This is a genomic window from Streptococcus sanguinis SK49 (genome assembly GCF_000212815.1).
GTDB classification, from domain to species: Bacteria; Bacillota; Bacilli; order Lactobacillales; family Streptococcaceae; genus Streptococcus; species Streptococcus sanguinis_C.
Genome location: NZ_GL890985.1, coordinates 527248 through 542664 on the forward strand (window position 1 = coordinate 527248; position 15417 = coordinate 542664).

The 15417-nt window shown below is 42.6% G+C and carries 18 protein-coding genes and 1 pseudogene; 17 read left to right on the forward strand and 2 right to left on the reverse strand.

Translation table 11 applies throughout. The annotated features are described in order from the left end of the window. Positions 1-25 precede the first annotated feature (25 nt). Entirely contained in the window at positions 26-1072 is a 1047-nt protein-coding gene (locus HMPREF9380_RS08295) for a 2,3-butanediol dehydrogenase (RefSeq protein WP_032907198.1), read from the forward strand. Positions 1073-1176: 104 nt separating this feature from the next. Here the strand turns inward: HMPREF9380_RS08295 and HMPREF9380_RS11990 are convergent. Beyond that, positions 1177-1281, reverse strand: a pseudogene (locus tag HMPREF9380_RS11990) (transposase); the annotation flags it as partial. Between the two features lie 68 nt (positions 1282-1349). Next, positions 1350-1976 carry a TVP38/TMEM64 family protein gene (locus tag HMPREF9380_RS08290; protein WP_002932395.1) on the reverse strand — a complete coding sequence of 209 codons (627 nt, stop codon included), beginning with the start codon at positions 1974-1976 and terminating at the stop codon, positions 1350-1352. Positions 1977-2110: 134 nt separating this feature from the next. On the opposite strand from HMPREF9380_RS08290, the gene HMPREF9380_RS08285 reads away from it, so the two are divergent. The 16 genes from HMPREF9380_RS08285 (at position 2111) to HMPREF9380_RS08215 (ending at position 15380) form a co-directional block, all read left to right on the forward strand. Further along, complete coding sequence (locus tag HMPREF9380_RS08285; protein ID WP_032907201.1) at positions 2111-2638, forward strand: YqeG family HAD IIIA-type phosphatase; 528 nt, start codon at positions 2111-2113, stop codon at positions 2636-2638. Between the two features lie 2 nt (positions 2639-2640). Then, positions 2641-3747, forward strand: coding sequence for a ribosome biogenesis GTPase YqeH (gene yqeH, locus HMPREF9380_RS08280; protein ID WP_002932403.1), 1107 nt, complete (start codon positions 2641-2643; stop codon positions 3745-3747). Positions 3748-3854: 107 nt separating this feature from the next. After that, positions 3855-4166, forward strand: coding sequence for a ribosome assembly RNA-binding protein YhbY (gene yhbY / locus HMPREF9380_RS08275; protein WP_002896287.1), 312 nt, complete (start codon positions 3855-3857; stop codon positions 4164-4166). 28 nt (positions 4167-4194) lie between these two features. Beyond that, positions 4195-4827 carry a nicotinate-nucleotide adenylyltransferase gene (locus HMPREF9380_RS08270; RefSeq protein ID WP_002932405.1) on the forward strand — a complete coding sequence of 211 codons (633 nt, stop codon included), beginning with the start codon at positions 4195-4197 and terminating at the stop codon, positions 4825-4827. Further along, a complete protein-coding gene (gene yqeK, locus HMPREF9380_RS08265; protein ID WP_002932407.1) occupies positions 4824-5423 on the forward strand; it encodes a bis(5'-nucleosyl)-tetraphosphatase (symmetrical) YqeK in 600 nt (199 codons plus the stop codon). Before HMPREF9380_RS08270 ends, yqeK begins: the two co-directional genes overlap by 4 nt. Continuing rightward, positions 5420-5923: a cysteine hydrolase family protein gene (locus HMPREF9380_RS08260; protein WP_002932408.1), complete on the forward strand. Its 504-nt coding sequence runs from the start codon at positions 5420-5422 to the stop codon at positions 5921-5923. The genes yqeK and HMPREF9380_RS08260 overlap by 4 nt, the downstream gene beginning before the upstream one ends. Positions 5924-5932: 9 nt before the next feature. Next, complete coding sequence (rsfS, locus tag HMPREF9380_RS08255) at positions 5933-6298, forward strand: ribosome silencing factor (RefSeq protein WP_002901020.1); 366 nt, start codon at positions 5933-5935, stop codon at positions 6296-6298. A gap of 74 nt (positions 6299-6372) precedes the next feature. Continuing rightward, positions 6373-7107 (forward strand): class I SAM-dependent DNA methyltransferase, encoded by a 735-nt coding sequence (locus HMPREF9380_RS08250; protein WP_002932409.1) that lies wholly within the window; start codon positions 6373-6375, stop codon positions 7105-7107. A gap of 1 nt (position 7108) precedes the next feature. Further along, positions 7109-8203 carry a nucleotidyltransferase gene (locus HMPREF9380_RS08245; RefSeq protein WP_002932410.1) on the forward strand — a complete coding sequence of 365 codons (1095 nt, stop codon included), beginning with the start codon at positions 7109-7111 and terminating at the stop codon, positions 8201-8203. 206 nt (positions 8204-8409) lie between these two features. After that, positions 8410-9213 carry a DUF6612 family protein gene (locus tag HMPREF9380_RS08240; protein ID WP_002932411.1) on the forward strand — a complete coding sequence of 268 codons (804 nt, stop codon included), beginning with the start codon at positions 8410-8412 and terminating at the stop codon, positions 9211-9213. Between the two features lie 230 nt (positions 9214-9443). After that, positions 9444-9806, forward strand: coding sequence for a hypothetical protein (locus HMPREF9380_RS0110965; RefSeq protein ID WP_032907486.1), 363 nt, complete (start codon positions 9444-9446; stop codon positions 9804-9806). Positions 9807-9938: 132 nt separating this feature from the next. After that, positions 9939-10697 carry a DUF975 family protein gene (locus HMPREF9380_RS08235; protein ID WP_032907204.1) on the forward strand — a complete coding sequence of 253 codons (759 nt, stop codon included), beginning with the start codon at positions 9939-9941 and terminating at the stop codon, positions 10695-10697. Between the two features lie 216 nt (positions 10698-10913). Next, on the forward strand, positions 10914-11630 hold the full coding sequence (locus HMPREF9380_RS08230; protein WP_002932415.1) for a YebC/PmpR family DNA-binding transcriptional regulator: 717 nt from the start codon (positions 10914-10916) through the stop codon (positions 11628-11630). Between the two features lie 310 nt (positions 11631-11940). After that, complete coding sequence (locus tag HMPREF9380_RS08225) at positions 11941-13104, forward strand: DUF4352 domain-containing protein (RefSeq protein ID WP_002932418.1); 1164 nt, start codon at positions 11941-11943, stop codon at positions 13102-13104. A 187-nt stretch (positions 13105-13291) separates the two neighbouring features. Continuing rightward, the gene (locus HMPREF9380_RS08220; RefSeq protein ID WP_002932421.1) at positions 13292-14434 is read left to right on the forward strand and encodes a M20 peptidase aminoacylase family protein; all 1143 of its coding nucleotides are present in this window, start codon (positions 13292-13294) and stop codon (positions 14432-14434) included. Between the two features lie 118 nt (positions 14435-14552). Next, complete coding sequence (locus tag HMPREF9380_RS08215) at positions 14553-15380, forward strand: amino acid ABC transporter substrate-binding protein (RefSeq protein ID WP_011836610.1); 828 nt, start codon at positions 14553-14555, stop codon at positions 15378-15380. Positions 15381-15417: the final 37 nt, after the last annotated feature.

Here is a 15417-nt window from a genome sequence, read left to right on the forward strand (position 1 = left end):
ACAAATTATAAAGCGAGGTATGTTTATGGCAAAAATGAATGCTGCGCGTTGGTATGGTGCCAAAGATGTGCGTATTGAAGAAGTGGATGTACCGGAAGTCCAACCGCATCAGGTCAAAATTGCGGTCAAGTATACAGGAATCTGTGGAACTGACTTGCATGAATATCTGGACGGACCGATTTTTATTCCGACAGAAACAGAGCATGTCTACTCTGGCCAGAAAGCGCCTGTAACTTTGGGACATGAGTTTGCTGGGGAAATTGTTGAGGTTGGCAGTGCTGTGACACGAGTCAAGGTTGGCGACCGGGTGACAGTTGAGCCCATTTTGGCTAAGCATAATCTTGTCGGTGACTATAATCTGGACCCTAATCTAAACTTTGTTGGTCTGGCGGCAGACGGCGGTTTTGCCAAATACTGTGTTTTGGACGGAGACATTGTTCACAAAGTTCCAGACAGCCTTAGCTATGAGCAGGCAGCCTTGACAGAACCAGCTGCTGTGGCTGTTTACGCGGTCCGTCAGTCGGCTCTTAAGACAGGCGATACAGCAGTTGTCTTCGGTTTGGGACCAATCGGGCTCTTGATTGTTGAGGCTTTGCGGGCGGCCGGTGCCTCTAAGATTTATGGTGTTGAGTTATCTCCAGAACGCCAAGCCAAGGCAGAGGAGCTTGGGGCCATCATTGTGCGACCAGAAGAGGGCGAAGATGTGGTAGCTGCTATTCAGCGTTTAACTGGTGGCGGGGCAGATGTGTCTTATGAAGTGACCGGGGTGCCGGTTGTGCTGGGGCAGGCTTTGGCTGCTGTCCACAAGGCCGGAGAATGTATGGTGGTTTCTATCTGGGAACGAGAAGCTAGCATCAACCCTAATGAATTTGCCATTCAAGAAAAATCGCTTAAGGGTATTATCGCCTATCGGCATATTTTCCCTAAGGTGCTGGAACTGATGGAGCAGGGCTATTTCTCTGCTGACAAGCTTGTGACCAAGAAGATTAAGCTAGAGGATATTGTGCAAGAAGGCTTTATCGAGCTGACTCAGGACAAGGCGCAGATCAAGATTTTGGTATCGCCAGAATAAAATCTTTGCTTAATCATGAGACGAAAATCAGTCAAAACTGGCTGATTTTTCTTTATGGTTTGTGCTGTAATAAGCAAAGATATAGAAAGAGGTTGGGATGTCAAAAGTTTTGAAAGGTTCATTTCATATTTTTCTGAAAGTCGCTTTAGGCTGATTCCTTGTTTTCTTAGTTCATAGATTTGAACTTTATCCTCATAAGTTAATTTCATTTAAAAACACCCCAAAAGTTAGATTTTTTCTGTCTAACTTTTGGGGTGCGGTTTAATTCAACTTCTTTTTATTTAGAGACCATTTTCCAGAAAAAATCAATGATATAGGTCAATCCGTAGGTATAGATGACGAGAGTGATGGGCTTGCAGAGAAGGATAATCAGCATGTACTTTTTGAAAGTCATCTTAGTCAAGGCGGCCAGCATGCAGAGAAAGTCAGCTGGACTGATGGGCCAAATCATCATGAAGATAAAGAAGTGCTCAAAGCGATTGCCCTTATCCAGCCAGCCGATATATTTATCATAGGTGCGCTTGCTGACGACGGACTGGACAAAAGCTGGACCATAGGTGCGGGCCAGATAAAATATAATGGCGCAGCCAATGACAATACCGATATAGTTATAAATGGTGCCGACGATATGGCCGTAGATGAAAACGCCAGCGACAGAGGTTAGGGCGCCAGGAATAATGGGCACGACCGTCTGCAGAATCTGTAGGAAGATAAAGAGGGGTGGCCCCCAGATACCCGCCTGCTGAATAAAGGCTGAGAGAGTTTCCTTGGATTGGAGGACGCCAGCGAAATAGGCCCAGAGACAAAAGGCCACCGTTCCTAGAGCACCAATGGCGGAAGACCAGTTGATAATCTTTTGCAAAAGAGGGGAAACAGCCTGCATCTGCCTGTTTTTTTCTGTCATACAAACCTCCAGGACATTTATACTATCACCACTATAATATCATCTTTTTTCCTTTTTGTAACTCTTGAGGCTGAAGGTGCCAAAAAGCCCATTTTATGCTATAATAATGAGAATACGAATTTTTGGAGAGAGATGTGGCGATTGAAGATTATATGCCGGACTTTGCGGTCGAGGCAGTTTACGATTTGACAGTAGAGAGTTTGAAAAGACAGGGGATCAAAGCGGTTTTGGTGGATTTGGATAATACCCTGATTGCTTGGAATAATCCTGACGGGACCCCAGAGATGAAGAAGTGGCTCCATGATTTGCGGGATGCAGGCATTCGGATTATCGTGGTGTCCAATAATAACCAAAAACGGGTCAAGCGAGCTGTTGAAAAGTTTGACATTGACTATGTCTACTGGGCCATGAAACCCTTCACTTGGGGAATTGACCGGGCGCTCAAGCTTTTTCATTTTAAAAAAAAGGAAGTGGTCATGGTGGGCGACCAGCTCATGACGGATATTCGAGCTGCTCATCGGGCCGGAATTCGTTCGATTTTGGTTAAACCACTGGTTGAGCATGATTCTATCAAGACCCAGATCAATCGGGCGCGTGAACGCCGTGTGCTCAAAAAAATCACTGAAAAATACGGTCCAATTCAATACAAAAAAGGAATTTAAGCATGGAAGAACTTCTCTGTATCGGCTGCGGAGCCACTATTCAGACAGAAGATAAGGGCAAGCTAGGCTATACGCCCCAGTCAGCTCTAGAAAAAGGCTTGGAGACAGGCGAACTCTATTGTCAGCGCTGTTTCCGCCTGCGCCATTATAATGAAATCAGCGATGTTCAGCTGACGGATGATGACTTTCTACGGCTTCTGCATGAGGTTGGAGATAGTGATGCCTTGGTCGTCAATGTTATCGATATTTTTGACTTTAACGGCTCGGTTATTCCTGGCCTGCCTCGTTTTGTTGCTGGAAACGATGTTCTCTTGGTTGGGAATAAAAAGGACATTCTGCCTAAGTCGGTCAAGGATGGCAAGGTGACCCAATGGCTGACGGAGCGGGCTCACGAAGAAGGTCTGCGTCCGGTTGATGTAGTTCTTACCTCTGCTCAGAACAAGCAGGCGATTAAGGACTTGATTGACAAGATTGAGCATTGCCGCAAGGGACGTGACGTTTATGTGGTTGGAGTGACCAATGTGGGCAAGTCCACTTTGATTAACGCCATTATTCAGGAAATCACAGGCGACAAGGATATTATTACGACTTCGCGCTTCCCGGGGACAACTCTAGATAAAATCGAGATTCCTTTGGCAGATGGCAGTCATATCTATGATACACCGGGCATTATCCATCGTCACCAGATGGCTCACTATCTATCTGCTAAGAATCTCAAATACGTCAGTCCCAAAAAGGAAATCAAACCCAAAACCTACCAGCTCAATCCAGAGCAAACCCTCTTTTTGGGTGGTTTAGGCCGTTTTGATTTTGTGGCAGGAGACAAGCAAGGCTTCACAGCTTATTTTGATAATGAGCTTAAGCTCCACCGGACCAAGTTGCAAGGTGCTAGCGAATTTTATGACAAACATGTCGGCAGTCTCTTGGTGCCGCCAGTTGGCAAGGAAAGGGAAGAGTTTCCAGCCTTGGTCAAGCATGAATTTACCATTAAGGACAAGACAGATATCGTCTTCTCTGGTCTGGGCTGGATTCGCGTCAGTGGACCTGCCCGAGTAGCCGGATGGGTGCCAGAGGGTGTGGCGGTTGTCACTCGGAAAGCTATTATATAATACTCAAGAAACCAAGGGGAATAAATCTCCTTAAAATAAGGAAGGAAAAGGCCATGAGCAGTGGGGTGACAAGCAGGTCCCAACTGTATCAAGCCTTATAGAAGAACATGACACTAACATCAAAACAACGTGCCTTTCTCAACAGTCAGGCACACAGTCTCAAACCTATCATTCAGATTGGGAAAAATGGACTCAATGACCAAATCAAAACCAGCGTCCGTCAAGCACTGGATGCTCGAGAACTGATTAAGGTTACACTTTTGCAGAATACAGATGAGAATATCCACGAGGTCGCTGAGATTCTGGAAGAAGAAATCGGAGTAGATACAGTGCAGAAGATTGGCCGGATCTTGATTCTCTACAAGCAGTCCAGCAAAAAGGAAAATCGCAAACTCTCTGTTAAAGTAAAACAAATTTAAGGAAAAATTTCTGTGGAGATGTCATCCTATGGCTATTGAATTACTGACCCCCTTTACCAAGGTGGATTTAGAACCAGAAGTTAAAGATAAAAAACGCAAGCAGATTGGTATTTTAGGCGGGAATTTCAATCCTGTCCACAATGCTCATTTGGTCGTGGCGGATCAGGTCCGGCAACAGTTGGGCTTGGATCAGGTTCTGCTCATGCCAGAGTACGAGCCGCCCCATGTGGATAAGAAAGAAACTATTGATGAGCAGCATCGGCTGAAAATGCTGGAGCTGGCTATCGAGGGCATTGCAGGATTAGGAATTGAAACCATTGAGCTGGAGCGCAAGGGAATTTCCTATACCTACGACACTATGAAGCTCCTGACAGAACAACATCCAGATACGGACTATTACTTTATCATCGGTGCGGATATGGTGGACTATCTTCCCAAGTGGTACCGGATTGATGAGCTGGTTGAGCTGGTTCAGTTTGTCGGTGTTCAGCGGCCGCGCTACAAGGCGGGGACTTCTTACCCTGTCATCTGGGTAGATGTACCGCTTATGGATATTTCCTCCAGCATGGTGCGGGATTTCCTGGCCCAGGGACGGACTCCTAATTTCCTGCTGCCTCAGCCGGTCTTAGACTATATTGAGAAAGAAGGGCTTTACCTATGACCTATGAAAGCTATATCAGTATGAGCCGTGAGGCCTTGCTGGCTAAGATGGAAACAGTCATGCCTGAGAAACGCCTGCGTCATTGTCTGGGTGTGGAAAAGGCTGCTCGTGAATTAGCGGAGCGCTTCGGTCTTGACGTCGAAAAAGCAGGTCTGGCAGGACTTCTACACGATTATGCCAAGAAGGTTTCAGATGAGGAATTTCTGGCCTTGATTGACAAATACCGGCTGGATCCGGACTTGAAAAACTGGGGCAATAATGTCTGGCATGGTATGGTGGGAATTTACAAAATTCAGGAAGATTTAGGTGTGAAAGACGCTGAGATTCTCCGAGCCATCGAGATTCATACAGTGGGTAGTGACACCATGTCTGAACTGGACAAGGTCGTCTACGTAGCTGACTACATTGAGCACAATCGGGACTTTCCGGGAGTGGACAAGGCAAGAGAGCTGGCCCAGCGGTCACTCAATCAAGCTGTGGCCTACGAAACAGCAAGGACAGTGGAGCATTTGGCTCACAAAGGAATGCCTATCTACCCGCAAACCTTGGAGACTTACAATGCCTTTGTAGGATATTTAAAGGAAATAGAAGAATGAAAACAGCTCTAATCATTATAGATGTACAAAATATCTTAGTTGAGACAGGTTTTCAGTCTGATAAAATGATGGATAAAATTTCCTTTCTGCAGCATCAGGCTAGGAGTAAAGGTGTCGAAATTATCTATATTCAGCATATGGAAAATCCAGAAGATAGTGCATTAGAAGATTGGCAGCTGTCTCCTCTCATGAATCGAAAATCAGACGAAAAGGTCTTTCAGAAGAAGTATAATAGTATATTTAAAGAGACAGGTTTGAAGGATTACTTGGATAAAGAAGATATTGGTCGTCTAGTTTTATGTGGAATGCAGACGGAATATTGTGTAGATGCATCGGTTAAAGTTGGATTTGAATTTGATTATGAACTTGTCATTCCAAAAGGTGCTTTTACAACTTTTGATGGAGAAGACGCTTCGGCAGAAAAAATAAATACTTTTTACCAAAAAATTTGGGACGGACGTTTTGCGGATGTTCTAGATTACAAAAACATTTTTAATTAAAGAGGAACTATGAAAGAACAAGAATTATTAGAACTGGTCGTGAAGGCGGCCGATGAAAAGCGTGCAGAAGATATTGTGGCTTTGGACTTGCAAGGTCTGACTACTGTGACAGATTACTTTGTCATCGTCAGCTCGATGAACAGTCGTCAGTTGGATGCGGTCGCTGAAAATATCCGTGAGAAAGCTGCGGCGGCGGGTGTTTCTGCTGGTCATGTTGAGGGAGACGCAGCTGGCGGCTGGGTGCTCTTAGACTTGGGCGGCGTGGTCGTCCATGTCTTTTCAGAGGAAATGCGGGCGCATTACAATTTGGAAAAGTTGTGGCACGAAGCAACTGGTGTGGATGTTGCAGCCTTATTGGAAGAAAAGAATAAGTGATTTTTTGCCCTTAGGCAGAAATCAGAATACGGCTCAGTCAGCCTGCTGGCTGAGCTATTTTTGAAAGGAAAAGTATGGCAACTTATGAAACCTTCGCGTCGGTTTACGATGCGATTATGGATGATTCTTTGTATGAGAAGTGGACAGATTTCAGCCTGCGTCATTTTCCCAAGGATAAGAAAAAGCTGATGGAGTTGGCCTGTGGTACGGGGATTCAGTCTATTTATTTTAAGCAGGCTGGTTTTGATGTAACGGGGTTGGACCTTAGTCAGGAAATGCTGGATTTGGCGGAGAAACGTAGCAGAGAGGCCGGTTTGGATATTCCCTTTATCCAGGGCGATATGCTGGATTTGAGTGGTGTTGGTCAGTTTGATTTGGTGACGTGCTATTCAGACTCGATTTGCTATATGGAAGACGAAGTCGATGTCGGTCAGGTTTTCACTCAAGTCTACCAGCATCTAAATGAGGGCGGTCGCTTTATCTTTGACGTACATTCGATTTACCAGATTGATGAGGTTTTTCCAGGCTATTCTTATCATGAAAATGCTGAAACCTTTGCTATGGTATGGGATTCTTATGCGGACGAACCGCCTCATTCCATCGTGCATGAGCTAACCTTCTTTGTCCAAGACGAGGATGGGCGCTTCACGCGCCATGATGAGGTGCATGAGGAGCGGACCTATGAGATTCTGACCTATGATATCTTACTGGAGCAGGCTGGCTTTAAGAATGTCAAGGTTTACGCGGACTTTGAGGACAGGGAGCCAACTGACAAGAGCGCTCGCTGGTTCTTTGTGGCGGAGAAATGAGATGACAGTTACCGGTATTATCGCAGAGTTTAATCCTTTTCATAATGGGCACAAATATCTGCTGGAGCAGGCTTCTGGTCTGAAAATTATCGCTATGAGTGGTAATTTTGTTCAGCGAGGGGAGCCGGCTATCGTGGATAAGTGGACTCGGGCACAGATGGCTTTAGAAGCGGGAGCGGATTTGGTCCTTGAGCTGCCTTTCTTGGTCAGCGTTCAGGCGGCAGACTTTTTCGCTAAGGGGGCAGTAGATATTTTAGAGAGACTGGGCATCGAACAGCTGACTTTTGGAACTGAGGAAGTGCTGGATTATGAGAGTATTTCCAAGGTCTATGGTGAAAAGGCAGAGCAGATGGAGGCTTATCTGGCTGGCTTGCCTGATTCCCTCTCCTATCCTCAAAAGACTCAGGCTATGTGGCAGGAGTTTGCAGGGCTCAATTTCTCAGGCTCTACGCCCAATCATATCTTAGGCTTGGCCTATGCCAAGGCTGCGGCGGGAAAGGCTATAAAGCTGTGTCCGATTCAACGTCAGGGAGCCGGCTATCATTCCTTGTCAGCTAATGAGGAATTCGCCTCCGCAACTGCCCTTCGTCAGAATCTGGACCAGCCAGACTTTCTCAAAAAATTCACCCCAGCCCATCACTTGATTGAAGCGGCTCCCAAGGTGACCTGGTCGGACCTCTTTCCTTATCTCCGTTACCAGATAGTGACCTGTCCGGATTTAACAGACTTTTATCAGGTCAATCAGGAGTTGGCCGTCAGGATTAGAGTGGCCTTGAAAAGCAGTGAGACCATAGAAGAGCTAGTTGAGCAGGTAGCAACCAAGCGCTATACCAAGGCTAGGGTTCGGCGTCTGCTGACCTATATCCTAGTCGGAGCTAGGCAAGAAGAGTTGCCGTCTGGCATCCATATTTTAGGCTTTTCCGAGCAGGGGCGCCAGCATTTGTCCAAACTTAAGGGAAAAGTTGAATTGGTCAGCCGTATCGGCAAGGAGCCATGGGATAGTCTGACTCAGCAGGCTGACAAGGTCTATCAGCTAGGAAATCCTGCACTTAGGGAGCAGAACTTTGGACGGGTTCCGATTATGAAAGACAAGTAAGGCTGAATATTCAGTCTTTTTGCTTTGTTTGCGACAGTAAATAAAAAATGGTATAATAAACGAATAAACTTGTTTTCACTAAAGAGCATGACTTGCTTTTTAGCGGTTTGACTGTAGGTATGAAAGCTAGCATTCGGTCCATAAAACATTGCTAGGCTTGATTGAATGCTTATCTTTCATATCTATGTCTCAAAGGAGGAAGACTCATGAAAATTCAAAAGATTACCTTTATGGCCCTTACAGCTTTACTGACGCTTAGTTTAGGGGCTTGTAGCTTGATTGGGCAGAAGCATTCTCAAAAGAATCAGGGTGAGACTGAGAATAGCTTCCGTGAGAGCCAAAAGAATACTTCTTCTGACGATATTGAAGAACTCTTGGAGAAAGCAGAAACTGCGAATGAAGATCTAACTTCAATGAAGATGAAGGTGAAATTATCTATCACTGTAGATGGATCTAATAAAACTCAAACGATGAGCGGAGACCTTCTCTATGATAAAAGCACGGATGAGCTGGCCAAGGGGCATTTAGTAATAGATGGAAAAGAGAGCGGTCAGGAGAGTTATCAAGAAGCGATTATGCCAGGCGGAGAGAATAAACTTTTGTATACTCGTTCTTCTAAAAATGGAACCTGGTCTAAGCAAGAAATGGGAAGCGGGGCAGATTATTATGTTCAGCCCGATTATTTCAAACTTATGGATGGCTTTTATCAAATGGCTGATGATGTCACTGTAAAGGAAAGCGGTGATGAATATGTCTTTAAATTAAGTAGTAAAAATGCTGATTTACTGGGGCTCTTTGGTGAAGAATTCAAACTAGAATTGACAGGTGTTACTCAGGCGGATATGGATAAAAAGTTAGAAGTACACTTGGATAAAAAGACCTTATTCTTAAAAGACTTTAAGCTAGGTTTATCTTATAAAGGTGAAGAAGGAAGTTTGGATGTTCAAACAGATACTCAATATTCTGACTGGAACACTATAGATGAAGATGAGTTTAAGGCGCCTCAGTAAAGCATAAGCAAAACGATTAGCTGAGAAAGAAGGGAAAAGCCATGCCTTTATTGTTTGCTTATCGCTATCGTAGAGGACTCTATTTGACCATAGTCATCTTGGCATCTGTCTTTTTAGCCTTAAGCCTTATTTTCGGAACTTTAGCTTACTTTATACTATTTTCTTTCGAAAAGGCCATGCCTGGAGCAGGGATACGCTCGTTCAGTTTGCCTTTTATACTTGCTTTTTTCATGACTGTTGTAGTCGAAATCTTTGCAATAGTCCATGCGGGTCGCAAGCTGAGCAAAAAGTGCTTTGTTCTTGCAGGAACAGAATGGGGCTTGACCGTGCGAGGAGCTTTCTTGAAAGAGCATAGCTTTGCCTGGAATCAACTGGAAAGTGTTTTTTTCCGGCCGGCTTGGGGAAGAACTTCTGATGGGCAGGCTTCTTTTCGACTGGGAGTCAGGTACTATCGGAGAGACTACCTATATGTCAAGCCTTATCATGGCAAGTCCGTTCGAGTAGATGTCACTTTTTTAGATGGCAGAATAGAGGATGTTTTTGCCTGCTTAAGCAGGCAAAAACCGGATTTGACTATTGTGAAAAAACATTAGTTATATTTTTTATGAAATTAGGAAAAGCTTGTTTTATCAAGCTTTTTCAGTTTGTTTTGTATACGAACAGGCTTGCCTTTTTATATTTTTCATAGTATGATATTAGTTGTAATATTTTTAGGAGGTTTTTATATGTTTAAAACACGTGCTCAATTAAAGGCGGAAGCCAAACAGTTATTGGGGCAAAATTTTGGGAAGCTATTTTTAGTTACCTTTGTACCAGCTCTGTTACTAGTAATAGCTCTTTTGGGTATCGTTCTCTTGTTTACTCTGGTTGAGATGCTCTTGATAACCTTGTCCTATTCAACTGACGGTGGGAGTGTTTTAATTTCTGTTCTTGGCTTTCTATTTTACATAGTATTTTTAGCGACTATTATTATTACTTCTTTATTCATACAAATTGGAATTTCCTATACTCTTCTTGATTTTATTCGCTCGAAGAATCCAGCCGTTCTTACTTTAGGGAATGCATTTCAAGTTTTTAAAACTAGACCAAAGATGCGCTTGCTATCTATTGCTTTTTTCTACTGGCTGTTTTTAGAGTTATGGGCATTTGTTCCATTTGTAGGGATTGTAAAATCTTATGCTTATGAACAAACTTTCTTTTTATACAAAGACAATATAAATAAAAACTTACCGGCGACAAACTATATAACTCAAAGCCGACAATTAATGAATGGTCATAAGATGGATCGTTTTGTGATAGACCTAAGCTTTATCGGTTGGTTTATTTTATCTATTTTTACATTAGGACTTTTAAATATTTGGCTTGTGCCATACTATAGTTTAACAGTCACTAATTTTTATGATAGTTTGCTTCAACAGTCTACAGGTCAACAGCAGTATGGAGCAACCACTTATCAAAACAGTTCTCAGCCTAATCAATTTTAATGAGGAAATAATAATTATAAATAGCACTGGAGTTCAGCAGTTTTCTCTGCTGGACTTTTACTTACTAGAAGTCAATCCTTTGACTTCCTGATAATCGCTTGTTCGATAAAGGTGGATAGAAATTCAATTTCTATCTTTTCTCCTAGTGATTTTTCTGATTCCCTGTGTTATAATAAGAAAGATTAAAAATGTAATTTATCAAAAGGAGAAACTCCAATGGGACGTAAATGGGCCAATATTGTGGCAAAGAAAACGGCCAAAGACGGCGCAAACTCAAAAGTATATGCTAAGTTTGGTGTGGAAATCTATGTGGCAGCTAAAAAGGGTGATCCAGATCCAGAGTCCAACACAGCTTTGAAATTTGTTATTGACCGAGCTAAGCAGGCTCAGGTGCCGAAGCATGTCATTGACAAGGCCATTGATAAAGCCAAAGGAAACACTGACGAAACCTTTACTGAAGGCCGCTATGAAGGATTTGGGCCAAACGGTTCAATGCTGATTGTTGATACTCTGACTTCAAATGTCAATCGAACTGCAGCCAATGTTCGTGCAGCCTTTGGGAAAAATGGCGGTAATATGGGAGCTAGCGGCTCTGTATCTTATCTTTTTGATAATAAAGGCGTGATTGTCTTTGCTGGGGACGACGCTGACAGTGTCTTTGAACAGCTGCTGGAAGCGGATGTGGATGTTGATGATGTTGAAGCAGAAGAAGGAAGCATCACTGTCTATACAGCGCCAACTGACCTTCACAAGGCTATCGTGGCTCTGCGTGAATCTGGCATTCAAGAATTCCAAGTAACCGAGCTGGAAATGATTCCTCAGTCTGAAGTAGAGTTGACTGGTGGGGACCTCGAAACCTTTGAAAAACTTTATAGCGTTTTAGAAGATGACGAAGATGTCCAAAAAATCTATACGAATGTAGATGGGTTCTGATTACAGTATAATTATAAGGAGCTGAGTTTATATCGGCTTTTTTAGTTTGAGAAAAAATATTGATGGGATATTACAAATATATCTTTTGTATTAGTCTTTTGTAAACAAAGTGTAAAAAAAGGGTTTACACTAATAGGCAAATATGGTAAAATAAATCTTAAATTATAATGTTTTTAATTAGAGATGCTTAACTTTCTTAATGGACTACCTTTGTAATTTTAGTAACTAATGGTTATTTTTTCAATACAAATAAGATATGATTAGCAGCTCTTTTTGATGTTATATTTTATATTATAAAAAGGAGAAAATCATGCAAAAGGTTTTTCGATATTTATTTCTTTCAGTCTTGGTTGTTTTTCTTACCGGTTGTAGCTTTACTAAAAAAGCAAGTGAGAATGGAATTTCTGGTAATAACGATGTAGATGTTAAAATAAAAGGCGGTACTTATGTCTTACCAAATGATGAGTCTTCAGATTCAAAATATCTTGCTTTAAATGTTGAAATTAAGAATAAGAGTGATAAGAAACTCCGCCTTTCTGAGGGAGATATTACACTATATAATTCTGATGATGAAAAAATTAAGCCACTTAATGTTTATGATTCAAATGATAAATTTAAAACAATGTCATTTGAACAAGTTTCTAAAAACAAGAGTATCAGCGGCTATGTTGTCTTTGAAGTAGACCCGAAAGAAAAGTACGAACTTCATTATTCTCCTCTCTATACTGATATAGATGCGAAAGAAAAAGAAGATGTTACTATTAAAGTTGATGCTGCTAAATATCCTGATAATGTTGAAAAAATTGAAGAGCTTGCTAAACAATATGTTGATCAAGTTTTCTTAAACGGAGCTGACTCAGCTAATGCGGGAAATGTTAGCAACAACAACCCCAATTCTGCGACTGTTACCCCATTAGCGGACAAAAAAGAAGATAAGAAAAAAGATAAAGATGCCGATAAGGGAGATGAATTTGTTCTAGGTGGAGATTTAGCTAAGGATAAGAGTGATTTTACAAAAGCTTTCACAACACAATTTGGAGAAGAATTCACTTATTACAAACCTTCTGAAGCAGAGTTGCGTACATTTGTAGATGCCTATGCTAAGGCGAATGCAAAACGTGCTAAGATTAGCTATCAAGTGAAGAGTTTCTTCCCTGAAAGCGCAATTGTCTATGTTCGACCTGAGACAATTGGCTTGGAAAATATCCGAACTTATGATCTAATTTCAAAATTTGCAGATGAACATAAGGCTGATTACTCTAACTATAATGATGCATACTCTGCTGCTGAAAAATACATCTTAGAACAAGCCCCAAGTCAATTTGACAGCATTCCGTTAGTGACAAGTAAGTACATGGAAAATGAAGGCTATGAACTTAAATTAGTCAAGAAAAATGGCAAGTGGGTAGTTGATACGTCTGATAGTATTGGCTACAAATCGCTTGTTCGAGCATTTAGTGGAAATTCTTATTAAAAGAAAAAATGATTCTTTAATCATATAAAGAGTCATTAATAGAAAGAAACGAACAGATTTATCGAAGCAGATTCTTGCTGATAAATTTGTTCGTTTTACGTTACAAAAACTTCCTATTATAGAAATATCTTATTCTAATTTTCAATAACTGGTACTTATTTTGAGTTTATTTTAGAAGGAGTCTGCCATGAAAAAATTTTATGATAAACTGATGCAAACGCGGCATTATCTTCATCAGCATCCAGAGCTGTCTGGGCAGGAATTTGAAACGACAGCTTTCCTAAGAAGCTATCTGGAAGATTTGGAGATTAGGATTTTAGAATCCGGTCTGAAAACTGGCCTAGTTGCCGAGGTTGGCTCTGGCAAGCCAGTTATTGCCCTGAGGGCTGATATCGATGCTCTGCCCATTTTGGAACGGACAGGTCTGCCTTACGCCAGTCAGAATGCAGGCGTCATGCACGCTTGCGGCCATGATTTTCACCAGACCAGCCTCTTAGGGGCAGCGGAGCTGCTCAAGGCTATGGAAGGAGATTTGAGAGGGACGGTTCGTCTGATTTTCCAGCCGGCTGAGGAAACTTCTCAGGGAGCCAGTCAGGTTCTTGCGACAGGTTTGCTGGACGATGTGTCTGCTATTATTGGCTTTCACAATATGCCCCAGCTTAAGGCGGGACAGCTGGCGCTTAAAGCTGGAGCCATGATGGCTGGGGTTGAGAAGTTCAAGGTTGAGGTAGAAGGAGTCAGCAGCCATGCGGCTAGGCCAGATCTGGGTGTTGATACAGTATTGACCTTGACTAGTATAATTCAAAACCTGCAGGCTCTAGTGGCCCGCACAGTATCTCCTTTTGAAGCGGCTGTTTTATCTGTAACTCATATTGAAGCAGGAGCGACCTGGAATGTACTGCCGCAGTCAGGCTTTTTTGAAGGAACCATTCGCAGCTTCAATCCATCCTTGCAGCAGCGTCTCAAGGAAGACTTTATCCGAATTGTAGAGAATACAGCGGAGAATTTTGGAGCTCAGGTCAAGGTTTTTTGGGATCATACACCGCCAGTGACCTATAATGACCCTGAATTGGCTGAGCTGCTCTATGAGCACTCACAGAATCTGGCTGAGGTCCTGCCTGCCAGTCCATCCTCGGCTGGAGAAGATTTTGCTTTTTATCAGGAGAAGCTTCCAGGCGTCTTTGCCTTTATCGGCTCAAATGGGGCAGAAAATGCTCCTGACCTCCATCACGACAGCATGGTCATTGACGACGAAGCCTTCAAAGTTTCCGTTCCTTACTATGTTGAAAGTGCCCTCTTTCTCCTGCAGCACTACAGGCAGAAAGCTTAAATAAAGACTGCCTCAAAGCTGATAAAGAAAAGCTATCACCTCCATAAAAAATATATAATGGTCAAGTTTCTCCTTATTTGATATGATAAAGAAAGACTTTTTAGGAGGAATTCGAAATATGAACCTGAAGAAAACCTTGAAATACTTCTCTCTGGCAGCCGTCAGTGTCTTGGCTATTGGTGCCTTGGTGGCTTGCTCATCATCAAGTGAGAAGAAAACAGAGAAAACAAAGGTAGAAGTCGGAACAGTGGGAACGACCAAACCATTTTCATACGAGGATAAAGACGGTAAACTGACTGGCTACGATATCGAAGTCCTTCGTGCTATCTTTAAGGACTCAGACAAGTATGAAGTCAATTTCAATAAGACCAAGTGGGCTTCTATTTTCTCAGGTCTGGACAGCGACCGCTACCAGATCGGTGCCAATAATATCAGTTATTCCGAAGAACGGGCTAACAAATATCTCTATGCTAGTCCATATGCGAAAAATCCAACAGTTTTAGTTGTCCGTAAGGGTGAGGGAATCAAATCGCTGGATGACATTGGCGGCAAGTCTACTGAGGTTGTTCAGGGGACTTCAACAGCTCAACAACTAGAGGACTACAACAAGGAACATAGCGATAATCCGACAAAAATCAATTATACGGACGGAACCATTCAGCAAATCTTGGCCAATCTGAATGACGGCCGTACGGACTATAAGGTTTTTGAGCGCATAACTGTAGAGTCTATTATCAAAGACCAAGGCTTGAAAAATCTGGAAGTGATTGAACTTCCAAGTGACCAGCAGCCTTATGTCTATCCGATTATTGCAAGCGGACAGGAAGACCTGCAAAAATTTGTCAACAAGCGAATCAAGGAACTCTATGAGGACGGTACGCTTGAAAAACTATCACAAGAATTCTTTGGCGGTTCTTACCTGCCAGATGCAAAAGACATCAAGTAAGAAATCCCATCAAGTCCAGTCTGCATTTGGCTGACTA